A 20,577-nucleotide genomic window follows, 5' to 3' on the forward strand; every position below is an offset into this window, starting at 1 on the left:
GCCGACCGGCCGTCCACGCCCATTTGCGGGTGATTTCGCCACAATCAAGGCATGAAAACAGAGGTTTCCGGGCATTTCCGTCGACTGCCCGACGAGGGCTAAATCACGCGAGAGCTCCCTCAACGCAAACCGGAAAACAAACCGGGGCGCGAACGCCCCGGTCATTTCGATCACGCAATCGCTATGGGCGCATCAGCATCCCACGGCGATGTAGCGATCAGCGTCCGCGTGAACGGTTGCGCTGCGCGCCACCGCTGCGATTGCCGCCACCAGCGTTCGGATTGCCGCTCGCGCGATTGCCGTTACCCGCACGGTGGCCATTCGGCGCGCCGCCCGGCGAACGACCGCCGCTGCCGCTGCGCTTCGCATTGCTGCCGCCCGCTGCCGCACGGTTACCCGTGGGTGCGCGATTGCCGTCGGCATCGCGACCGCCGCGGCCGCCACGCGCTTCACCGCGATTGCCGTTGGTATTGCCGAAACCGCCACCAAGGCCCGAGTTCAGCGCGCCGAACGCGCCCGCACCCTTGCCGCCGCTGCGCCGGCCCTGACCGTTGTTGCCACGCGGTTGCTGCTGATCGAAACGGCCATGCGACATCAGCACCGGTTCGCGATTAATGAAGCCCATCGACGTCTGCATCGGATCCGGCTGACGACGCTCCGGCTCATTGCGCCGGCTACCCTTCTCTTCCGTCGGCGCCTTCAGGCCCACGGACGCCATCAGGCTGCGCACCTGATTGTCTTCGAGTTCTTCCCAACGGCCCCGCTTGAGGCCGCGCGGCAGCGTAATCGGGCCGTGGCGCGTGCGAATCAGGCGGCTCACCATCAGGCCAGCCGCTTCGAACATGCGGCGCACTTCGCGATTACGCCCTTCGGCGAGCGCGACGTGATACCAGTGATTCGTGCCTTCGCCGCCGCCATCGCGGATACGCAGGAAATTCGCCGGACCGTCATCCAGCTCGACGCCGTGCAGCAGCTTTTGCCGGTTGCCTTCCGTCAGCTCACCGACCACGCGCACCGCGTATTCACGCTCGACGCTGTAACGCGGATGCATGAAGCGGTTCGCCAGATCGCCGGACGTGGTCAGCATCAGCAGACCTTCCGTATTGAAGTCGAGACGGCCGACGGCGAGCCACTTGGCCGTCTTCATCGGCGGCAGCTTGTCGAATACGGACGGACGGCCTTCCGGATCGGCGTGACTGACGATTTCGCCTGTCGGCTTGTGATAGAGCAGCACGCGCGGCGGCTTGTTCTGCAGCTTGCGCTTGACGGGCTTGCCGTTGATGCGCACCAGATCGGTCGGCATGATGCGCTGGCCGATGTGAGCCGGCTCGCCGTTGACCGACACACGGCCCGCGATGATCAGTTCTTCCATGTCGCGGCGCGAGCCCATGCCCGCGTCGGCGAGTACCTTATGCAGCTTGGGCGCGTCATCGTCAGGCGACAGCACGCGCTTCGGTGCGGCGGGACGGCCGCCACGGCGCAGCATCGGGGCACGCACGCCGCCCGTTGCGGAGTTGTCGGCATCGAATGCGGGCGATGTCACCCACGCGAACAACTCATCCTGCTTGTCGCCTTCGACGGCGGCTGCAGGCGCTGCTGCTGCATCGGCGGCTGCGTTGCCGCGACCCTTGCGCTGATTACCCTGATTGCTCTGACGCGGAGCCTGCTGGCCCTGCTGGCCGCCCTGCTTCCCATTGGCGCGACGGCCGCCTTGGCCGTTTTGTCCTTTAACTGCCGCGTCCTTGCGCGGCATACGCACCTGCGCGACGACTTCGCCGTCGGGCGGTGCTTCCGTCACGACGGGCGCCGGCTGCGTGGCAGCGGCATCGGCCGCCTTCGCCTTCGTCCCTGCGCGGCGTCGCGCGATCAGGCTGCGCGGGCCACGGCGCAGGCCGCGGCGCGGACGCTCGTCGCCCTCGCCTTCGGGCGCTTGCGCATTGCGCTCGCTGTCGCCCGCCGACGCTTGCGCGTTGCGCGTATCGTCGGGGCGCGCAGCAGCGACGGCGCGCTCGGATTCGGACGAATCGGTGTCGTGGATGTCTGTCAAAACAACCTCAAAATGTCAGGTCGCGCGCCCATTGCGGGCGCGTCAAAAAATACGGTTACGTCAGGCGCTGCGCGACTCGGCTTCGTCGTCGGAGAATTCGCCCGCGTCCTGGGCGGCGTCGCGGCGATCGGGATGATCGCCATGCACCGCTTGACTCTGGTCTGGTTCGGCCGGGTTGGTGCGATCCGCGTCCCCGGTCTCGTTATCTGTATCGCGCCCGCCTTCGACTGCGTCTTCCGGCTGCGCGGTGGAATCGGCTTCATCAGCCGCTTCCGGTTCGTGCGTCGCCTCGTCGGCGATGCGGTGTTCGGTGTGTGCCGACGTATCGGCGTGTTCGCCGTTGGCTTCGGCAGCTTCGTCTGCCGACGTCGCTGCTGCACTTGCCTCAGCATGCACCTGCGATTCGTCACCCGCGCTCACGGATTCAGCCACCGCATCCAGCGCTTCGGCGCTTTCCTGCCCAGCATCCGCCATGCCATCGGCGAAGGACACGGTCGCTTCGCCTTCGGTGAACTCGATTGCGTGCTGCGCGAGCAGATCAATATTCGACTGCGCCGACGGATCGTCGAGCGGCGGCAATTCTTCGAGCGACTTCAAACCGAGGTCGTCGAGGAAAGAACGTGTGGTCGCGTAAAGCGCCGGGCGGCCCGGCACGTCGCGATGCCCAATCACTTCGATCCAGCCGCGGTCTTCGAGCTGCTTCACCACCTGCGTATTCACCGTCACGCCGCGAATCTCTTCGATATCCCCACGCGTCACCGGCTGTCGGTACGCAATGATCGCGAGCGTCTCGAGCACCGCGCGCGAATATTTCGGGGGCTTCTCGGGATGCAGACGATCGAGATACGTGCGCATCGCGGGCGTGCTCTGAAACCGCCAGCCGGACGCAAGTCCGACGAGTTCTACACCACGTCCGGACCAATCCTGCTTCAGATCTTCAAGCAACGTGCGGACTGTATCTGCCGACACGCCGTCAGCAAACAGCTTACGCAAATCACCGAGCTTCAACGGCTCCTGCGCGCAGATCAAGGCAGTCTCGAGGACGATCTTCGCCTCTTGGGTATTCATGCAGCTAGGTCAGACCCTGTGGTCAAAGAACCGGATCAAACAGACGATGTGGAACTGAAGACGCGCTCGCCCGATTCTGATCGGTCATATTGATGGGAGCACGCACCGGGGGGAGGCGAAAAAGGCATCGAGCCAAACCCAGCCGGACGACGGAGCAGCGAAATTCCGCGAGGGAACCGCGTGACTGGCTGCCATATTACGCAAAAACAATCGGTGCGTAAAGACGAAATCCAAACTGCACCTTAATCGACATGTCCGGCGATGCATAACGGATCGGCGCGCCGCGTATTGCGGGCGCGCCGCCGTTCAAGGGCGTTATCAGCGCGCGGCGCCGTTCTGTTCGAGATAAGCCTTCAGACGCTCGACGCCCGCATCGAGCCGCGCCGTATCGCATGCGTAGCACCAGCGCACGAAGCCTTCGCCTTCCGGTCCGAACGCGCTACCCGGCGCCAGCCCGAGCCGCGCGTCGCGCACCAGCGCCTTGCACAGATCGAGACTGCGATCGGCACCCGGCAACGAGAAGAACACATACATCGCGCCCGGCGGCGCCTTCACATCGACGCCCGGCACCGTCGACAGCGCCCGCACCAGATGATCACGCGAAGCCTGCAGATCGGCGACCAGATCGCGCGTGAACTGCGCGCCCTGCTCAATCGCCGCGATGCCCGCCTGCTGCACGAAGGCCGGCGAACACGACGTGTTGTATTCGACCAGTTTGCCGAGATCATCCATCAGCGAGGCGGGCGCGACGATCCAGCCGAGCCGCCAGCCCGTCATCAGCCACGCCTTCGAGAACGAATTCACGCAGATCACCCGTTCGTCGCGCGCGGCGAGATCGAGGAACGACGGCGCGCTTTCGCCCGCTTCGCCGGCGTAATAGAGACGCTCGTAGACTTCGTCGGCGACGATCCAGATGCCGTGGCGCCGGCAATGCGCGAGCACGGCACGCTGCTCGTCGCGGCTCATCACCCAGCCGGTCGGATTGTTCGGCGAGTTCAGCATCAGCAGCTTCGTGTCGGGCGTCAGCGCGGCGAGCAACCGTTCCAGATCGAGCTGCCAGCCGTTTGCACCATAAACGAGCGAGACGGTCTCAACGTGTGCGCCGAGGATCTTCGGAATCTCGACGAGGTTCGGCCACAGCGGTGTCACGGCCACCACGCGATCGCCCGCGCCGACCACCAGCTGCGCCGCCAGCATCAGCGCGTTGACGCCCGCGCTCGTCACGGCGACATGGTCGGCCGACGTCGGGCCGTGCAGCGCGCTCACGTAACGGGCGAGCGTCTCGCGCAACGGTGCGATGCCGAGGTTATGCGTATAGAAGGTCGCCCCGGAAGCCAGTGCCGCGCTTGCCGCATCGCGGATAAACGGCGGCGTCACGCGGTCGGATTCGCCGAACCAGAACGGCAACACGTCCGGCAGGCCGAAGCCCGCGTTCGCCACCTCGCGGATCTGCGACGGGCGCAGTGCACGCACGGCCGCCCGGGCGTCGGGTTTCGCAGGGAGCGCCGCTTCCGGGATCCGGGAGGTCTGTGACTGGGGCAAGTCCGATTCGCGCATCGAGAATTCCAGCGGGTCTGTCGAAAACCGCGAGTGTAACGTGTCCCGAAATACGGACGGCGCGAATCCGGCAAGACAACTGGATGTTCAAGACGGAGTCAGCGCAGATCTTCCGTCCGGCGCGGCACCTGATGAATCAGATGCCAGACGGCATCGGCGGCGGGCGATAGCGAGCGGTCGCGCCGCCGCACCAGTTCGACCGTCCGCTCCGCGCGCGGCACCAGCGGCCGCGCTTCCAGCGACGAGCCCGCCGGCAACGGCAACGCCAGCCACGGCAGCACGCTCACGCCGACGCCCGCCTGCACAAGCCCGAACACCGTCGATGGATGGCCGAGTTCCTGCACGATATTGGCGCTTACGCTGTGCGCTTCTAGTGCAGCGTCGATGATCGGCCGGCTGCCCGACGCGTGATCGAGCATCACGAGGCGTTCGCCGTCCAGGTCATGCCACGCGATCTCGGCGTGCGACGCGAGCGGATGGTCGTCCCGGGAAACGAGACAGAACGAGTCTGTCATCAGCGGCTCGGTGAACAGATCGTCGGCGGTGAGCGGGCCGATCACCACGCCGAAATCCACCTCACCCGACTTCACCTTGCGCACCACGTCGCTTTGCACGTCGTCGCGCAGGCCGAGCGTGATGTACGGAAACTGCGTGCCGCACGCGGCGACGATCGTCGGCATCAACCGGCACGCGATGGTCGGACTGGCCGCGACCATCACGCGGCCGCGCCGCTGCTCGCCGATTTCGCGGATCTCGCGCAGCGCGTCGTCGAGATCGGTCAGCAGGCGCGACACGCTCGCGACCAGATTGCCGCCGACATCCGTCAGCTGCACTTCACGCGTGGTTCGGTCGATCAGTTTCAGCCCGATCTCCGCCTCCAGTTCGCGCACGCAGCGGCTGACAGCGGACTGCGTCAGCCCGATTTCGCTCCCCGCGCGACTGAAACTCTGAAGTCGCGCAACTTCGATGAAGACGCGCAGTTGGCGCAGCGTCACATTCATCCTTTCCCCTCATGAATGATGTCGTTTGATGCAGATTTTATGTCGTGTGACGCGCCCGCGCATCATTTCACCTGCTTCGCTGCAATGCAGCAAAAAGGCGCGAACGCACGCGGGACGGGCCTGATTGCACAAGATTGGTGATTGTCCCGATTTGCGCGATGACTTTTTTGGATTCTCATACGGGCCAGGCTAACGCCCGTAACGGCTTGATGTGGCGGGGCTTCGAGGCGATTAGGTGAAAGGTGGCACGCTTCGTGCATTTACCCTTGCACAAGAGTCGGCGCCGATTCGGACTGGTGAAAAAACGGTTCGCTAGGCATAGGCCGGCTCTCCGCCGGCGCCCGATATGGAATCGGGCGCATGAAGAGTGCGCAGCGCGGGGCAGCGCACCGGAGTTAGCTTCGCTGAGGTGAAACATGATGGTGTTCGACGATTTGAGAGACAACGAGTGGGCGCTGGTAGAGGCGTTGTTCTGTGCGGAGCCGGCACGGAGCGAACGCCGTGGTCGACCACGCGTCGAAGCTCGCGCGGTAGTCAACGCCGTGTTGTGGGTGCTGTCCACGGGCGAAGGCTGGTCCACGTTGCCGGGCCGTTATCCGTCGCCGCCGCCGTGCCGTCGCCGTTTCGACGAATGGCAGGCCGATGGCACGCTGGCGGAAATCGGGAAGCGGCTGGGCACGAGCGGCCGTGAGATTTCGCTGCGCGGACGCATTGGTGCAACGGCTGCGAAGCCGCCCGCACCGCCGAGCCGCGACCGCCTGCGCGGCGCGTTCTGGACCAATCCGGAATCGTGGCGCGCGCCCGTCAAGATGGCCTGATCCAGCTTTTCACGCTTCCGGGCGCCGATGGGCGCCCGGCGCGTTTCTGCGCTGGCGCTGTCCGGCACGCTCCCTTTTCGAACTGAAGTTGCGTCGACGCGGCGTCGATTCCACTCGCGGGATCGAATGCGTTCGGGTGTTCGACAACGGAGTGTTACGCCGCGTATCGACGGTGACGTTACCCGTCTGTACCCGGCTGAGGATTTTTCCGCCGGTTACAGCGCTGGTGCGCCCTGCTTCGTCAGGTACGAATTCCTTTGCTAGAGGCGCGCCGTCTCGTACGACGCACATCGCCTGCCGGCTGCCGCGCCGGCTCCGCCGACGCCTCTTCCGCACGCACACGCTCTCGCTCACCCGATACGCATATCGCAGGTGATGAGACGAAACATCCATTTACTTTTATTTACAGCACGCTTTCGCGGTGCGGCATACCGTACGAGTATGCAAACAAGTGCGTCCCGGCCGGATTGCCGGGAATCGATCATGAGGCCAATGTCACTGCGCGTCTGCGGCCTGGTCATCGCCATGCTGGCCGCGACGGCATCTGCGCAGCAGCGCTCGCAAGGCTGGAACTGGCGGCCGGAGCAACCGGCTACGTTGCAGGCCTGGCAGCAGGCTGACGCGCGCAATCAGAACTTCACGCCGCCGACGCCGCGCGGCGATTTGCGCGGCGATATCGCCAGCAATGTGCGCGCGCGTCCCGATGGTCAGCGAGAGGAAGGACAGCCTCGACGCGGGCCGGCCGCGCATTGAGACGGAAAGGGAGACCTCCTCATCTGTGCGTGCATTGATCTGCGCACTGACGTGATCAGGCAACGCTTTGGGCTGGTAGTCCGTCTGCCGCAGGCAGAGTCGGCAACGCCGTCATACGAAGATGTGCGAAATCGGGAACCACCTGAGATGTCGCCAGTCTCACCAATGCCATTAAGCACAGCGTGGCAGAAGTAATTCCGGTATGCCCGTATCCTCGTGATACGGGCTTTTTTTTGGAAGTAGCTGAGTTGATCAGGTGATGGTCCGCAAAAGCGTAACCCAAAGACTGACGGAACAAAGCCAGGGAATCAGCGGCGACATGCCCTCGACGCGCCATGAGGCGCGCTTCCGACGCGCTGACGCTGTTCTCGCGTGCGCGTGTCCTGCATCCTGCAAAGCGCCGCCGCCTAGACGGCAGCCGCCCTCTCTCCGGCGACTGCGCCGGCAAAAACGTATTCACGCATACGGCGCGCGTCCCAATCGAGTGAACGCTCGTCGCGTGCAAGCCGCGCAAACTCAGCGCGGCCGCGTTCGGTCAGCACCGCAATGTCCACAGGAGCATGGAAACCCGGCGCGGGAGCCACCGTCCGTTGCCGAACGGTGTCCATCATGCCAAGCGAACGCAGATATTGGAAAACGCCAGGGCGCTTTGCCCACGGCACCTGACGGTATTGCGCCCGTCGCAGCGCCTCGAGTACTGCTTCGTTGGAATAAGCGGTCATCTCACTTCTTTCTTAAAGTGCAGCCATGACTTATTTGTTCGCGACACAATGGCGCGTCAGCTGACGCGCGCACGACGAAAAGCGGCGCTATTACGCCCGATCCGCCAATGCGGCCATTGGCCGCCGTTTATTTCGGCCCCCGTGCGAACGCTGTGCTAGCGTTCTGCTTCCTGCTCGCGGCGATGCGACCAAGTCGGTGCGATGGTCCGCGCGCGGAAATGTCCGAATACCATACGTTACCCCAATAAAATTGATTCTCTTCACTTTATTGCTGCTTTTTTTTGCAGCTTTTATGCTGCTGCGCAGCGCCCGCACGCTGATCGGCGCAACGGCCATCGTGGTTTTCTGGGCGCTCGGCGCGGGCTGGCTCGCCCAACCTCTGCTCGATCTCGCCCAACGCGGTGCGCCGCCCGCGGGCCAGACGGTTGCTCCCGCAACGTACGCCCCGCACACGGCCATCGTGATGCTCGGCACGGGCACGATTCATCGCGACGGCAAGCTGGTGCCGCCCAAAGACGCGATCGCACGCATCGTCAAGAGCGCCGATCTGTATGCGCGCTGCAAGGCCGTCAGCCCGGTGTGCCACGTGATCGTCAGCGGCGGCAATCCACAAGACCACGAGGCGACGGAAGCCGACACCTACCTGCCCTATCTGCTGCGCGAAAGCGTGCCGCGCGACGACATCATCCTCGAGAACAGCAGCCTCACGACGTACCAGAATGCCCGCAACGTCGCGACCATTCTGCCCGACGGATATTACGGTTCGTTGATGCTCGTCACATCGGCCTATCAGATGCCGCGGGCGCTGCTCAACTTTCACCGCTTTGGCATGCAGCCCTTGCCCATCGTGTCGAATACGCGCGAGGCAAGGCGCGGACTGCTGCCCCGCCGCGAAAATTTCTTCGACGCCGAGATCTCGCTGCATGAACTGATCGGCATCATGCAATTTCATGTCTATCGCCAGATCGGCTGGTTCTGATCCATACGACGCACTTCGCAAGTTGCTTAGCTATCCGATGAATTGTGATGAATTGCGATTGGTTCAGAGCCGCTTGCTGACAGGTGCACGTCATATACGCGCGGGAAAATCTGACTTGTCGGGTCCGACGCCGCGAATTATCGCGGTATGAATCCGATGCGCGACGGCTTCTACGGTGCGGCTTCGCGCCCGCCATCCACGGATGTAACCAGACGTAACTGTCTGTGAAATGTGTTACAGAAGCGCCGCTGGACTGAACATTGCTGGCTAGAATGCACTGTCGTTCCACTGGACAGGCCATACTCGGGTCCATAACCACTCTCTACGGAGGCAACGATGAAGAAAGTGTCCCTGGCAATCCTGGTTTCCCTCTCGGCACTGACGGGCGCGGCTTACGCGCAGCAGGACCAAGGCATTCAGATGAGCACCGATCCCGCCAAGGCCGCCGATGTCGAACAGCGCGCGCAGGATTTGCAAAACCGCCAGCAGGCCATGGAAAGCGCGCCTGCCGCGCCGATGAAGCATCACGGCAAGGGCATGCATCACAAGAAAGCGGCGCCTGCGCAGTAAGCACGCCACGCGCCGGGCAGACTTGCATCACGCGCGCCGCTGCAGGCGTGACGTGCCGCGAAGCTGCAGATTGCAAAAAAGCCGAAGCCGTTTCACACGGCCTCGGCTTTTTTGTTGCGCGTGAACTGCGCAGAGCCACTCACACCACTACATTGGTGGCCTCACTCCGACGAATAGTCTGCGAATAGCCCGCGACCGCGCCGCCACGAAGCGCGTATCGACGTTATGCTAAAGTCGCGCACCGAAGAATCGACACGATTGACTAACCCGCGTGCGCCCCTGGTGCGGAGGACAGAATGAGCAACATCCAGCTGGACATCGAATGGACTGAAGCAGCATCCCGCAAGATCGAAAAACTCATGCCGCGCGGCGGTCAGGAGGCGTACCTCGCGTTGCCGCCCGTCGAATGTCTGCCGATGGAAGGCGATGTGCTGTTCCTCGGGCCAGCCGGCAAGCAACAGCCGTTCATCGTCGCCGAGCGCCAGTATCACCACGACGGCGACGCCGACTGGACCATCATCCTGATCCTCGACGTGCCGCAGTCGACGCACTGACCCACCGCCGCGTCGAACAGACGCCGGAGTCCGGCACAAGCGTCACGACACACAAGCCCGACAGCCTCGCTGCCGGGCTTTGTTTTTTCGCTCTCGCCCGCCGGTGGTGCACGGCTTTACACGATCTTCGACACGACGCGCAGCTCCGACGATTCGATCAGGTCGGCCGATGCCTTTTTCAAGGCTGCGATATGCGCGGACTTCGCATGAATGGCGAGCGCTTCCTCACTTTCCCAACGCTCGAAAAACACAAAGCGGCGCGGCTCGTGCAGATCACGATGCAGGTCGTACTGCAACGCGCCCTGCTCCTGACGGGTCGGCCCGACGACCGCTTCGAGCGCCGCGCGCAATGCTTCTTCGTGTCCCGGCTTCGCCACCGAGATCGCCACTACCGCGATTTCCGACATGCTTCACTCCACTTTTGACAAACCCGCAGCATAGCGCCGCTGCCATAAACACGCCGGCAATCTGCGCCAACTTAGAGACATCGGCGCGCAGACTCTTGTGCCCGTCTGTGATTACCCGAACATTCGAATAGCATATGAACTGCTAGACTGATTTCGACGAATTGAGCTGCACAACTGAGCGGAGTCGCGTGTGAACGGCATCGATCCGATCGCCCTCAGACATGACCTCCATTGCGCCGATGTTGCGCATGCCTGCCGCCGGCATGTCGCTGCACACCGGCGAGCGCCGCACGCTGCATAGGACAATCTGCCGTCATGACCAACGTCGACGATACGACGCTCACTGGCCTTCTGCAGCACATGGTGCAGGACGAGGCGGGATGGTCTGCGCCCTGGCGAACCATCACGTTGCGCAGCGTCTTCCAGCCGGTCGTCTCCGTGACGCATCAGCGCATCGTCGGCTACGAAGCGCTGCTGCGCGCGTTCGACCCCGTCGGTCACCCAATCTCGCCTGCCGTGCTGTTTTCGGGCACCCGCTCGACGGCCGACGCGCGCGCGCTCGACCGTCTCGCGCGCTGCCTGCACGTCGCGAATTTCATGTCGCAAGGTATCGACACCGGCTGGCTGTTCCTGAACACGCGTCCGCAGGTATTCGAAACGGGCTGGCCGCAACGTCCGTTCATCGATGAATTGTCGGATCACTTCGGACTGCCGCAGGAGCGCATCGTGTTCGAAGTGCTGGAGCAGCCGGCCGATGACGAATCGGCCGTCGCCAGCATGCTGGCCGCATCGCAGCCGCGCGAATTCCTGATCGCCATCGACGACTTCGGCACCGGCTTTTCGAACTTCGATCGCGTGTGGCGCTTCCGGCCCGACATCGTCAAGCTCGACCGGTCACTGGTGGCGCGCGCGGGCCGCCAGGACAACGACAATTCGCTGATCGGGCATCTGATCAACATGCTGCATCAGTCGGGCACGCTGGTGCTGGCCGAAGGCGTCGAAACGGAAGACGAACTGATGACGCTGATGCAGGCCGATGTCGATTTCATCCAGGGTTACTGGTTCGGTCAGCCGAAAGGCTCGATCCAGACCGCGAGCGCGCGTGTGCCGGAATTGATCGAACAGATGTGGCAGCGATTCGAGAGCTATGAGCGCACGCATTCGCGCTATCAGCGGCCTGGCTTCGAGGGCTTCACGGAAGCCGTGCTCGCGGGCGCCTCGCTTTACATGCAGACAGGCAACCTCGCCGAAGCGGCAAAACCCGTGTTCCTGTTGCCCGATGCACGCCGCGTGTTCGTGCTGAGCGATCGCGGTGAGCAACTGGAGCCTTCCATCACCGCCAGCGGCATGCCGTCGCCGCCCGCGCGGCTCGCGCCGCTGTTCCCCGACACCCGCAACAACTGGTCGCGGCGCGCGTACTTCAAGCATGCGCTGGCCGCGCCCGGACGCGTCGCGATGATGGGACCGCACTGTTCGCTGATGGATGGCCAGGATTGCTATACGGCTGCCGTCACCGTGCAGCGCGAGGGCGCGACGCATGTGTTCTGCGTCGATTTCCTGCCGGAAGTGCGCAATCCGAGTCCCGTCTGAGCGGCACGGTTTCGGCGTGCACGCGGCTCGCCTAATCGTGCGACACGGTCCGCCTTCCCGACTTCACATCGCTGCGCTTTGCCTTGCTTTCGAGCCGCCGTTCTTTCGACGCGCGCGTCGGCCGCGTCGCGACCCGCGCCTTGCGCGTCACGCTGACGCTGTCGATCAACGCGTCCAGCCGCGCTAGCGCCGCCGCGCGGTTCATGTCCTGAGTCCGGTATTCCTGTGCCTTGATGATCACGACGCCATCGCGCGTGACGCGGTGATCGCTCATGGCGAGCAGGCGCATCTTCAGCACCTCGGGCAGCGACGACGCACGCACGTCGAAGCGCAGATGAATCGCGCTCGACACCTTGTTAACGTTCTGCCCGCCCGCGCCCTGGGCGCGCACGGCCGTCAATTCGATTTCGTTGGGCGGGATCGGATAGCGTGAAGTCATGTCAAAGAATCGGGCGAGGAACGGCAAGTGTAACCGGCTATGCAACACAGCATGCGCGGTACGCGAATTGCGTGCACCGCATACGGACTTTGCCGCGAGACGGCATCCTGAACGGGCACTGTGCATTTGCCCGCATTTGCGGCCATTTGCCGTCAGGCGCCGATCTCGCCGATACTGACACTTTCAGACCGAGGGCCAATCATCGTGATGAAAATGCGCGCAGCGCAGGTGCTCGAACTGGTGGTCAATCTCGTCCTGCCGTGGGTGGCGTACCGCCTCACCCAGCCGTACTGGGGCGACACGGGCGGCCTGATCGCGTCCGCGGTGCCGCCTGTCGCGTGGAGCATCGTCGAACTCGTGCGCTTCCGGCGCGCCGATGCGCTCAGTCTGACGGTGGTGCTCGGCATCGTGCTGTCGATTGGCGCGATGGCCATCGGCGGCGACCCGCGCATGCTGCTATTCCGCGAATCGCTGGTGTCGGGCGCGATCGGCGTGGGCTTTCTGCTGTCGCTGCTGCTGCGCCGCCCCGCCGTGTTCTATCTGACGCGCGCGTTCGTGGCCCGCGAAATGTCCAACGGCGCCGCCCATATCGACATGCTGTGGCGCGAACGCCCCGCCTTCGCGCGTGGCATTCGCGTGCTCACGGCCACGTGGGGACTCGGCCTCACGGGGGAAACCGCGCTGCGCGGCTGGATGGCCTGGCACTGGCCGATCGAGCGCGTGCTGGTGGTGTCGCCCTTCGTCGGCTATGGCATTTTCGGCGCGCTGATGATCTGGACGCTCTGGTATCGCCGCACGCTGCGCGACCTTGCGCAACGTCAAACGGACTCCGAAACCGAACCGCCGCGCGGCACGGCGCCGAACTGATCGACGCTTTGCCAGACCGGCTGCCTTTGTGGCTGATCGATACAGTGCCCGACTATCTCCGCATCGAACTCATCCGCGCGTTCATCGCGCATGAACGCCTCCGCGACATCGAGATAGCTGCGCAAGCGCGACAGGATAGCGAACGTGTCAGGCGGTGCGAACCAGGCCATTCGGCCGATGGTCCGGGCATGGTCAAATCAGTTAGACTCGACGGCAGTTCGAGCCTGTCACCGGCCCGCTGGCCGAGGCCTTGCGGCTCGACCCGATGGCTCCAGCCCATCAGCTTCATCACCATGACGATAACGAGACATCAGGCGGTCGATGCGCTATTCAGTCGAAATCAAGAAGTTTCTGTATAGCCAATACTTTTATGGCGGCTTGCGCATTGCAGTGGGCGTGTCGCTTCCCGCCGTCCTTTGCCTGATCGTGTTTCACAACCGCGATCTCGGCTTCACGATCGCGACGGGCGCACTCGGCGCATGTGCCGTCGACATGCCCGGCCCGCTCAAGTACAAGCACAACGAAATGCTCGCGTGCAGCGTGATCGGCTTTCTGGCTGCGCTCGCCACCGGGCTTGCCACCGTCAACCCGATCGCGCTGTGGTGCACCGTCGTGCCGCTCACCTTCGTGCTGTCGCTGATCGTCGTGTACGGCAACCGCTGGCCGCAGATCAGCTTCGCGACGCTCTTCATGATGGTCGTCACGCTCGAAGAGCATTTCACGCCCATCCAGGCGCTGATCAACGCGTCGTGGATTCTGGTGGGCGGGTTGTGGTTCACGTACTGGTCGACCTTCGTGAGCCGCTGGATGATGTACCGCATCGAGCAGCAGGCGCTTGCCGAAAGCGTGTTCGCGCTCGCCGACTATCTGCTCGCGCGCTCCGACTTCTACGATCTCGACAACGACCTCGACGAGTGTTATCGCAATCTCGTCGCGAAGCAGATCGCGGCCGTCGCCATGCAGGACGCCGCGCGCGACATCGTGCTGCGCAATCTGCCGAAGATGAAAAGCGGCAGGCTGGAGCCGCGCCGCGCGATGCTCTTCAATCTGTTCATTCACATTGTCGATCTGCATGAGCAGTTCGTCGGCGCGCACACCGATTACCCGCTGGTGCGCAACACGTTCGGCGCGTCGGACATGCTGATCTTCTATCGCGACCTGATCCGCAAGGCGGCTGCCGATCTCGAAGACATCGGCCTCGCCGTACTGCAGAACGAGCCGCCCCGCGCGCGTATCAACGTGAAGGCGGAGTTGCGTGCCATCGAGTACGAAATCGAACTGATGCGCAAGCAGGACATGCCGAAGAAGAACCCCGAGGCGTACTCGGCTATCTCGGCTACCTTCCGGCGCATCTGGAGCGCGACGCGTCTGATCGACAAGATGCGCAAGAACCTCGCGAGCGAGGAGAACACCAAGGAAACGGAACTGCGCCTCGATCAGGCGCTCACGCGTTTCGTGTCGAGCCGGCGCGTGCCGTTCGGCTCGATCTTCTCGAATCTGACGATGGCGTCGCCGAGCTTCCGGCACGCGCTGCGCGTGACAATCGCGGTTGCGATCGGTTTCTGGCTCGGGCGTCTGCTGCCGCTCACCAACGCCTACTGGATCGTGATGACGACCGTCATCATTCTGAAACCCGGCTACTCGCTGACCAAGCAGCGCAACGGGCAGCGTATCGTCGGCACGCTGATCGGCTGCGCGGCGAGCATCGCGCTGATCATGAGCGTGAAAGAGCCGCATATCCTGATCATCGTGATGTTCGCGTGCATGGTGATGAGCTACAGCCTGCTGCTCTTCAACTACACGGCGAGTGTGGTGTTCACGTCCGCGTATGTGCTGCTGATGTTTCATCTGCTGGCACCGGGCAGCCTGCATATCATCGGCGAGCGCGCCATCGATACCGTCGTCGGCTGCGCGATCGCCATTGCCGCGAGCCATCTGTTCCCCTACTGGGAATACCGGCTGATGGGCAAGCTCGTCAACGACATGATCGCCGCGATGCGCAACTATCTGGAGGCGAGCTGGTGGTGGGGAGGCAAACCGGGTGCGCCAGCATCGGCGGTGGCGTCGCCTGCGGCGCTGACCGAGGCGGCGGCGCTTGCGCCTGCTGTCGCGAGGGCGGAAGTGGTAGCAAGCGGGGCGGGCGCTATGGGTGGCCGCGCGGTTGAGGCGGCTGCTGCTGCCGCTGTATCGGGTGCATCGGGTGTATCGCCTGCATCAACGGCGGCAGCGGCCAGGACATCCGCGCCGACGCCCGCCGCTGCGGCGGCCGCCAGCGCGCTCGATCGCGACTACCGCTACCGGCTTGCGCGCAAGAATGTGCATGTGGCGTTCGCCAACCTCGGACAGGCCTTCCAACGGATGAGGCTGGAACCGAAGTCCGCGCAGAAGTTCGTGCCGGAACTCAACGATCTGCTGGTGCGCTCTCATGTGCTCGCCTCGCAGATTTCGGCTGCAGCGCCCTTGCTGCGCACAGCGTCCCAGCAGATGAGCGGCCCGTCGCATCAGCCGCTGCAGCGCGCGCTGACGGCTATCCGCGACAATCTCACACAAGCGGAAGAAGGCAACCCGCCGCCTGCCGATCAGGTGGACATCTCGAAGCAGTTGACGCGCGAGCTCGACACGATGGTCGTCGAGGCGGAACGTTCGCCCGACTATTCGCCCGATGCCGTGCACGAACTGAAACTGCTCGCGCATCAGTGCAAGCAGATGCTCGCGGCGTCGTTCCAGATCCGGAAAGATGCGGGCGTGATCCGTTTGCCGGAGAACTGAACACAAGCGTGCGACACGCCGGTTGCGTACCGCCTATTGCGACGCGCCCTTCGCGGCGTTCACAGCCGCTGCAGCAGCCGATGCCGCAGGCGCCGTCGTATCGACGCCATTGTCGCGTTCGTACTCGCGTTTTTCGGTGATCGCGTTATAGAGAATCGTCGCGATCACCAGCAACACGACCACGACGATAAGCACGGCGACACCAAGCGTTGGATTTTTCTTCTTGCGCGGATCGTTCATGAGTCAGGCTCGGCTGGCGGGTGGATGCGGCAAAGCGGGCATTCTACGCTGCGACACCTTGCGTGCGGCTTGCAACGGCAAAGCGATGCGAACGCGATAGCACACGCAGCCGCTCAGCGGCTCTCGGCCACTACGGAAGCCCGCACCGGCAGGGCCGTCGAATACTTGATCTGCTCCATCGCGAAACTGGAACTGACGTCGTAGAGCGGCACGGCGCGGATCAGTTGCTTGTAGACGCGATCGTAGTCGTCGATGTCCGATACGACGACGCGCAGCAGATAGTCGGTCTCACCGCTCATCCGGTAGACCTCGACCACCTCGGGAATGTCCTGCACGGCGCGCGTAAAGTCCTGCGCCCACGCCTCCGTATGCTGGTTCGTGCGCACGGCGACGAACACCGTCGTGCCGACACCGAGCTTGCGCGGATCGCACAGTGCGACCTGCGCGCGGATCACGCCCGCTTCCTTGAGCCGCTGCACCCGCTTCCAGCATGGCGTCTGCGACAGGTTTACGCGGGCCGCGAGTTCCGCAATCGGCATGGTGGCGTCTTCCTGGAGAAGCTCCAGCAGCCGCCGGTCAATGATGTCCATTCCCATCTTCCCACCCAGATAGAAAATTATTCTATTTCTCGTCAAGACGAGGGAATTATATGAAAACTCTTTCTCCGCGCAAATCGGTATAAATGAGGGCAGTCTTTCTCTCAAAAAATACCGCCCGCGGAGCCTTTCATGAACCCGTCAACCGGCCTGATCACACGCGAAACTTCACTGGCCGACGCCGCTGCCATGGCCTGCGCGCTGCCTGCCGCAAACGCCGTCGAGCGGCTGTGTGCAGCGCTCGACGCAGCCTTCGACGCCTGCGCCGGCACCGATGATCCGTCACGGCACGCCGCCTTCGCGCGCGGAGTGCGCGCAGCACTCGCCGAAGCCGCCGCCGATGCCTCGCTGCTCACCGATGCCCAGCGCGAAGGCGCGGCAAGCTGCTATCGCCGCCATCTGCTCGCGGCCGATCCTCAAGGGCGCTACGCGATCGCCGCCCTCGTCTGGATGCCCGGCCAGGCCAGCCCCGTTCACGCGCATCACACGTGGTGCGGCTATGCCGTCATCGACGGCGTATTGACGGAAACGGTCTACGACTGGAATGCGGATAGCGACTGCGCGACAGCCGTGCGCGATCAGCCGCGTGAAGCAGGCGCCGTGTCGTTCACGCGCTCTGGCCGAACAGGCATTCATCCGCTCGGCAACGGCAGCGACGGCGCGGCAGTCTCGCTTCACGTCTACGGCGTGTCGGGCGAACAGATCACCACGCATGTGAACGACATCGTGCAGGTCGCCGAGAACACGCAAGCCGTTTCCGCCTGAAAACATCTCACGAAGCACCAAACGAAAGGCGTCATGCATTGCTGCATGACGCCTTTTCTTCATCCACGCTCAACGCGCTTTACGTCTTGCCGCCGTCGCCCGCTGTCGGAATCTGCGGCGGCACGGATGCCGTTTGCCCCGTCGATGGCGGCGCCGGACGCGGCTCGTGCGACACGTCGCGCGCGGGCGGCATTGCGCTGCCGGTCTTCGGCCGGAAAGGCGTCGTCGTCCCCGTTGCCGATTCCCGCGCGTGACTTTCATGCTGCGCGAGTTCTTCGTCCAGTACCTCGCCTACTTCATCGCCACGCGACGTGTGCACGCGCATCTGCGGCACGGGAATCTCGATACCCGCTTCATCCATCTTGCGCTTCAGGCGCAGATTGAACGCACGCGCCACGCTCCACTGCTGCAACGGACGCGTCTTGATCTGTCCTTTGACGACCATCCAGTTCGGATCGAAGCGGTCTAGTCCCCACACTTCGACAGGGCCGAGCATCTCGCGCCGGTAACGAAAATCGGCCATCAGGTCGGCGCCGACGGCGCGGATCAGTTGCGTCACTTCGTCGACATCGGCGGAAAACGGCACGCGCACTTCGAACACCGCATACGCGAAATCGCGCGACAGGTTCTTGACGATCTTGATCTGCGAAAACGGAATGGCGTGGATCGCGCCCTGCCCGTCGCGCAGGCGCACGGTGCGGATCGACAGATATTCGACCGTGCCCGCGTGGCCACCATCGATATCTATCCAGTCGCCCACCGAGATCGTGTCCTCGATGATGATGAAGAGGCCCGTGATCAGATCGCTCACCAGCGACTGCGCGCCGAAACCGATCGCCAGACCGATCACGCCCGCGCCCGCCAGCAGCGGCGTCACGTTAATGCCGAGATTGGCCGCCGTGACGATGCCCGCGATGGTCAGAATGGTCACCATCAGCACGTTGCGCACGAGCGGCAGCATCGTGCGCGCGCGCATGCTCGGGTTCTTCGACTTGTTGCGCGGACTGCTCGGATTGACGGCTTCCTGGATCGCCGTGTCGATCAGAATCCAGATCAGCCATGAGACGAACACGGTGATCAGGATCGCCGTCAGCGCGTGCGCAATACCGCGCGCCGTCACGCTTTCTTCGACGATCTCCGCAAGCGACACATCCCACAGTCGCGACGCGAATTCGAAGTACGCGAGCCAGATGAACAGCGTCGTCAACGTGCCGACGCAGCGCAACAGCCGCGTCAGATACGGCGAACGGCGCCGGCGGCGTACGTTGCGCGGACGCGTCACGCGCAGCACGATGGCGGACAGGAAAAACGCCAGCACCAGCAGCAGCGCCGTCACGACGGAAATCTGCAAGACGTTCTCACCGCTGCCGATCCCGCCGATCGTCGCGATCACGGAAGCCGTCGCGAGCACCAGCATCGGCACGTGCCAGAGCGACGCGAGCACTTCGAAGCCGTCGGTGGCGGCCTTGTGGTCGTGGCGCTGCTCGTACGCGCGGTTGCGGAGCAGATGCGCGACGGGACGGCGGAACGCGAGCGCGAAATACGCCGTCAGCACGGCAGCCGTCATGTTCGATACCGTCGATACCAGCGCGGCGAGGTTCGTACCGAGTTCGTGCGCGACATCGTAGTTGGTGGCGGCGTCGCCGAGCGCACTCGCAATGCCGATCGCGAACAGCGGCCTGCGCGCCTGCTCGATCAGCGCCCGCACCGCCGCGCGCCGATGGCCCGAGCCGAACAGCGAGAACATGATCAGGCAGATCGCCGAAAACACGGCACCCGCGACGATCGCGTACGCAATCACCATCGCGATGGTGCGGCCGAGCGAATCGGGCATCGAGCGCACGAACATCAGCGCCGCGACGAAGGCGACGATCCACGGTCCGACGCGGCGCAGCGCGAAGATCAGCAACTCGCGCGTGGTCGGATTCGGATCGAGCCGCACGACGATGCCAAAGCGTGCGTGAATCCTGCGCTGCAGATAGATCAGCGCGCCCGCGCACGCGCCCCAGCCGGCGAGCACGGCGATCATGTTGAGCAGCACGCGGCCGAAGTGCTCGCGTCCCTGGCTCGTGACGATCGTATAGATTTCGTTGCCCGCCGCATTGAAGCGGCCCGACCAGTAATTGAGCGGCGAGCGGCCCTGCTGCACGTCGTTTTCGAACGAAGCGATGCCCGCTGCAATGGCGCCGAGCAGGCCCGCGCTGGGCGCAGCCGCCGACGACGCCGACACCGGCGGCCCAACGGTCTTGGTGGCATCGCGCAGCTTCTTCAGCTGCGAGACGAGCGCGGAGCGCTGGCGGTCGTTGTCGAGCGTGGTGATCACGCTATCGAGCGATTTCTCCAGCTCGGCCTGACTGGCAGGCGACGGCGCGGACGCGGCATCGGCCGCCGACGCACCCGACGCCGCAGACGCAGGCGCCGCCGTCGACACCGTGGCGCTGTTGATCAGGCTCTGCAGCGCAGGGATCATCGGCGCACCCGGCGTCGCGCCCGCGGCGTGAGCGCTGCCCGGCAAGCCCAAAGCGGCCGCCAGCGCGATGCACAGGCAAAGCGCGTAAGCGGGCGCGCCCGCGCGGCGCAATCGTCCGGCGTGCGAAAAAAAGTGAAAAACAACACGAAAAACGGCGTCAATCGCCCGAAGCCCGCCGGTTGACGGCGCGGCCCGCGATTCACGCCGCGCAAGGCATGACTTCATGGCAATCCGTGACTAGATGCGCGTGACTAGATGCAAGCAACTTGCATGGGAACGGGAGACGCCAAGTTTAGCGGGTGTCGTCGAGGTAAAACGCCCCGATGCGTAACCGAATGTTAGTGCACTTGCGCGGCTGCGGGTCA

Annotated in this window: 20 protein-coding genes; 9 read left to right on the plus strand and 11 right to left on the minus strand. The window is 63.9% G+C overall.

The annotated features are described in order from the left end of the window. Window positions 1–217: 217 nt before the first annotated feature. The 4 genes from rluB to DK391_RS18755 form a co-directional block, all read right to left on the minus strand. Window positions 218–2,047, minus strand: a complete 1,830-nt coding sequence (gene rluB / locus DK391_RS18740; RefSeq protein WP_109479466.1) for a 23S rRNA pseudouridine(2605) synthase RluB — start codon at window positions 2,045–2,047, stop codon at window positions 218–220. Between the two features lie 60 nt (window positions 2,048–2,107). Beyond that, on the minus strand, window positions 2,108–3,115 hold the full coding sequence (gene scpB, locus DK391_RS18745) for an SMC-Scp complex subunit ScpB (protein WP_109479467.1): 1,008 nt from the start codon (window positions 3,113–3,115) through the stop codon (window positions 2,108–2,110). Window positions 3,116–3,433: 318 nt separating this feature from the next. Next, window positions 3,434–4,672 carry a pyridoxal phosphate-dependent aminotransferase gene (locus DK391_RS18750; RefSeq protein ID WP_109479468.1) on the minus strand — a complete coding sequence of 413 codons (1,239 nt, stop codon included), beginning with the start codon at window positions 4,670–4,672 and terminating at the stop codon, window positions 3,434–3,436. A 98-nt stretch (window positions 4,673–4,770) separates the two neighbouring features. Further along, window positions 4,771–5,673, minus strand: coding sequence for a LysR family transcriptional regulator (locus DK391_RS18755; RefSeq protein ID WP_109479469.1), 903 nt, complete (start codon window positions 5,671–5,673; stop codon window positions 4,771–4,773). Window positions 5,674–6,089: 416 nt separating this feature from the next. Here DK391_RS18755 and DK391_RS18760 point away from each other — a divergent pair, with 416 nt between their 5' ends. Continuing rightward, the gene (locus tag DK391_RS18760; protein WP_109479470.1) at window positions 6,090–6,491 is read left to right on the plus strand and encodes a transposase; all 402 of its coding nucleotides are present in this window, start codon (window positions 6,090–6,092) and stop codon (window positions 6,489–6,491) included. A gap of 483 nt (window positions 6,492–6,974) precedes the next feature. Beyond that, window positions 6,975–7,244 carry a hypothetical protein gene (locus DK391_RS18765; protein WP_109479471.1) on the plus strand — a complete coding sequence of 90 codons (270 nt, stop codon included), beginning with the start codon at window positions 6,975–6,977 and terminating at the stop codon, window positions 7,242–7,244. A 407-nt stretch (window positions 7,245–7,651) separates the two neighbouring features. Here the strand turns inward: DK391_RS18765 and DK391_RS18770 are convergent, their stop codons facing one another. After that, window positions 7,652–7,966: a hypothetical protein gene (locus DK391_RS18770; protein ID WP_109479472.1), complete on the minus strand. Its 315-nt coding sequence runs from the start codon at window positions 7,964–7,966 to the stop codon at window positions 7,652–7,654. A gap of 292 nt (window positions 7,967–8,258) precedes the next feature. On the opposite strand from DK391_RS18770, the gene DK391_RS18775 reads away from it, so the two are divergent. From DK391_RS18775 to DK391_RS18785, 3 genes are all read left to right on the plus strand, one after another. Beyond that, on the plus strand, window positions 8,259–8,945 hold the full coding sequence (locus DK391_RS18775) for a YdcF family protein (protein ID WP_109479473.1): 687 nt from the start codon (window positions 8,259–8,261) through the stop codon (window positions 8,943–8,945). 336 nt (window positions 8,946–9,281) lie between these two features. After that, entirely contained in the window at window positions 9,282–9,515 is a 234-nt protein-coding gene (locus DK391_RS18780) for a hypothetical protein (protein ID WP_109479474.1), read from the plus strand. Window positions 9,516–9,811: 296 nt separating this feature from the next. Next, the gene (locus tag DK391_RS18785; RefSeq protein ID WP_109479475.1) at window positions 9,812–10,069 is read left to right on the plus strand and encodes a DNA-binding protein; all 258 of its coding nucleotides are present in this window, start codon (window positions 9,812–9,814) and stop codon (window positions 10,067–10,069) included. Between the two features lie 116 nt (window positions 10,070–10,185). Here the strand turns inward: DK391_RS18785 and DK391_RS18790 are convergent, their stop codons facing one another. Next, the gene (locus DK391_RS18790; protein WP_109479476.1) at window positions 10,186–10,476 is read right to left on the minus strand and encodes a putative quinol monooxygenase; all 291 of its coding nucleotides are present in this window, start codon (window positions 10,474–10,476) and stop codon (window positions 10,186–10,188) included. Between the two features lie 315 nt (window positions 10,477–10,791). On the opposite strand from DK391_RS18790, the gene DK391_RS18795 reads away from it, so the two are divergent. After that, a complete protein-coding gene (locus tag DK391_RS18795; RefSeq protein ID WP_109479477.1) occupies window positions 10,792–12,066 on the plus strand; it encodes an EAL domain-containing protein in 1,275 nt (424 codons plus the stop codon). A gap of 31 nt (window positions 12,067–12,097) precedes the next feature. Here the strand turns inward: DK391_RS18795 and arfB are convergent, their stop codons facing one another. Beyond that, the gene (arfB, locus tag DK391_RS18800) at window positions 12,098–12,505 is read right to left on the minus strand and encodes an alternative ribosome rescue aminoacyl-tRNA hydrolase ArfB (RefSeq protein WP_109479478.1); all 408 of its coding nucleotides are present in this window, start codon (window positions 12,503–12,505) and stop codon (window positions 12,098–12,100) included. 207 nt (window positions 12,506–12,712) lie between these two features. On the opposite strand from arfB, the gene DK391_RS18805 reads away from it, so the two are divergent. Beyond that, window positions 12,713–13,372 carry a VC0807 family protein gene (locus tag DK391_RS18805; RefSeq protein WP_109479479.1) on the plus strand — a complete coding sequence of 220 codons (660 nt, stop codon included), beginning with the start codon at window positions 12,713–12,715 and terminating at the stop codon, window positions 13,370–13,372. Here the strand turns inward: DK391_RS18805 and DK391_RS18810 are convergent. Next, window positions 13,324–13,542, minus strand: a complete 219-nt coding sequence (locus tag DK391_RS18810) for a hypothetical protein (protein ID WP_109479480.1) — start codon at window positions 13,540–13,542, stop codon at window positions 13,324–13,326. The genes DK391_RS18805 and DK391_RS18810 overlap by 49 nt on opposite strands. Window positions 13,543–13,693: 151 nt before the next feature. Between DK391_RS18810 and DK391_RS18815 the strand changes: the two genes are divergently transcribed. Next, window positions 13,694–16,141 carry an FUSC family membrane protein gene (locus DK391_RS18815; RefSeq protein ID WP_109479481.1) on the plus strand — a complete coding sequence of 816 codons (2,448 nt, stop codon included), beginning with the start codon at window positions 13,694–13,696 and terminating at the stop codon, window positions 16,139–16,141. 33 nt (window positions 16,142–16,174) lie between these two features. Here the strand turns inward: DK391_RS18815 and DK391_RS18820 are convergent, their stop codons facing one another. Both DK391_RS18820 and DK391_RS18825 read right to left on the minus strand, forming a co-directional pair. After that, window positions 16,175–16,381 (minus strand): hypothetical protein, encoded by a 207-nt coding sequence (locus DK391_RS18820; protein WP_109479482.1) that lies wholly within the window; start codon window positions 16,379–16,381, stop codon window positions 16,175–16,177. A gap of 113 nt (window positions 16,382–16,494) precedes the next feature. Continuing rightward, on the minus strand, window positions 16,495–16,977 hold the full coding sequence (locus tag DK391_RS18825; protein WP_036004599.1) for an Lrp/AsnC family transcriptional regulator: 483 nt from the start codon (window positions 16,975–16,977) through the stop codon (window positions 16,495–16,497). 132 nt (window positions 16,978–17,109) lie between these two features. Here DK391_RS18825 and DK391_RS18830 point away from each other — a divergent pair, with 132 nt between their 5' ends. Next, on the plus strand, window positions 17,110–17,742 hold the full coding sequence (locus DK391_RS18830; RefSeq protein ID WP_109479483.1) for a cysteine dioxygenase family protein: 633 nt from the start codon (window positions 17,110–17,112) through the stop codon (window positions 17,740–17,742). Between the two features lie 79 nt (window positions 17,743–17,821). Here the strand turns inward: DK391_RS18830 and DK391_RS18835 are convergent, their stop codons facing one another. Then, a complete protein-coding gene (locus DK391_RS18835; RefSeq protein ID WP_109479484.1) occupies window positions 17,822–20,437 on the minus strand; it encodes a mechanosensitive ion channel family protein in 2,616 nt (871 codons plus the stop codon). Window positions 20,438–20,577: the final 140 nt, after the last annotated feature.

This window comes from Paraburkholderia sp. C35 (genome assembly GCF_003121405.1).
GTDB lineage: Bacteria > Pseudomonadota > Gammaproteobacteria > Burkholderiales > Burkholderiaceae > Paraburkholderia.

Excerpts from the sequence above, each read along its gene's own strand:
- scpB (WP_109479467.1), bottom strand. The coding sequence starts at position 3,115 with ATGAATACCCAAGAGGCGAAGATCGTCCTCGAGACTGCCTTGATCTGC.
- DK391_RS18750 (WP_109479468.1), bottom strand. The coding sequence starts at position 4,672 with ATGCGCGAATCGGACTTGCCCCAGTCACAGACCTCCCGGATCCCGGAA.
- DK391_RS18755 (WP_109479469.1), bottom strand. The coding sequence starts at position 5,673 with ATGAATGTGACGCTGCGCCAACTGCGCGTCTTCATCGAAGTTGCGCGA.
- DK391_RS18760 (WP_109479470.1), top strand. The coding sequence starts at position 6,090 with ATGATGGTGTTCGACGATTTGAGAGACAACGAGTGGGCGCTGGTAGAG.
- DK391_RS18765 (WP_109479471.1), top strand. The coding sequence starts at position 6,975 with ATGAGGCCAATGTCACTGCGCGTCTGCGGCCTGGTCATCGCCATGCTG.
- DK391_RS18770 (WP_109479472.1), bottom strand. The coding sequence starts at position 7,966 with ATGACCGCTTATTCCAACGAAGCAGTACTCGAGGCGCTGCGACGGGCG.
- DK391_RS18775 (WP_109479473.1), top strand. The coding sequence starts at position 8,259 with ATGCTGCTGCGCAGCGCCCGCACGCTGATCGGCGCAACGGCCATCGTG.
- DK391_RS18780 (WP_109479474.1), top strand. The coding sequence starts at position 9,282 with ATGAAGAAAGTGTCCCTGGCAATCCTGGTTTCCCTCTCGGCACTGACG.
- DK391_RS18785 (WP_109479475.1), top strand. The coding sequence starts at position 9,812 with ATGAGCAACATCCAGCTGGACATCGAATGGACTGAAGCAGCATCCCGC.
- DK391_RS18790 (WP_109479476.1), bottom strand. The coding sequence starts at position 10,476 with ATGTCGGAAATCGCGGTAGTGGCGATCTCGGTGGCGAAGCCGGGACAC.
- DK391_RS18795 (WP_109479477.1), top strand. The coding sequence starts at position 10,792 with ATGACCAACGTCGACGATACGACGCTCACTGGCCTTCTGCAGCACATG.
- arfB (WP_109479478.1), bottom strand. The coding sequence starts at position 12,505 with ATGACTTCACGCTATCCGATCCCGCCCAACGAAATCGAATTGACGGCC.
- DK391_RS18805 (WP_109479479.1), top strand. The coding sequence starts at position 12,713 with ATGAAAATGCGCGCAGCGCAGGTGCTCGAACTGGTGGTCAATCTCGTC.
- DK391_RS18810 (WP_109479480.1), bottom strand. The coding sequence starts at position 13,542 with ATGGCCTGGTTCGCACCGCCTGACACGTTCGCTATCCTGTCGCGCTTG.
- DK391_RS18815 (WP_109479481.1), top strand. The coding sequence starts at position 13,694 with ATGCGCTATTCAGTCGAAATCAAGAAGTTTCTGTATAGCCAATACTTT.
- DK391_RS18820 (WP_109479482.1), bottom strand. The coding sequence starts at position 16,381 with ATGAACGATCCGCGCAAGAAGAAAAATCCAACGCTTGGTGTCGCCGTG.
- DK391_RS18825 (WP_036004599.1), bottom strand. The coding sequence starts at position 16,977 with ATGGGAATGGACATCATTGACCGGCGGCTGCTGGAGCTTCTCCAGGAA.
- DK391_RS18830 (WP_109479483.1), top strand. The coding sequence starts at position 17,110 with ATGAACCCGTCAACCGGCCTGATCACACGCGAAACTTCACTGGCCGAC.
- DK391_RS18835 (WP_109479484.1), bottom strand. The coding sequence starts at position 20,437 with ATGAAGTCATGCCTTGCGCGGCGTGAATCGCGGGCCGCGCCGTCAACC.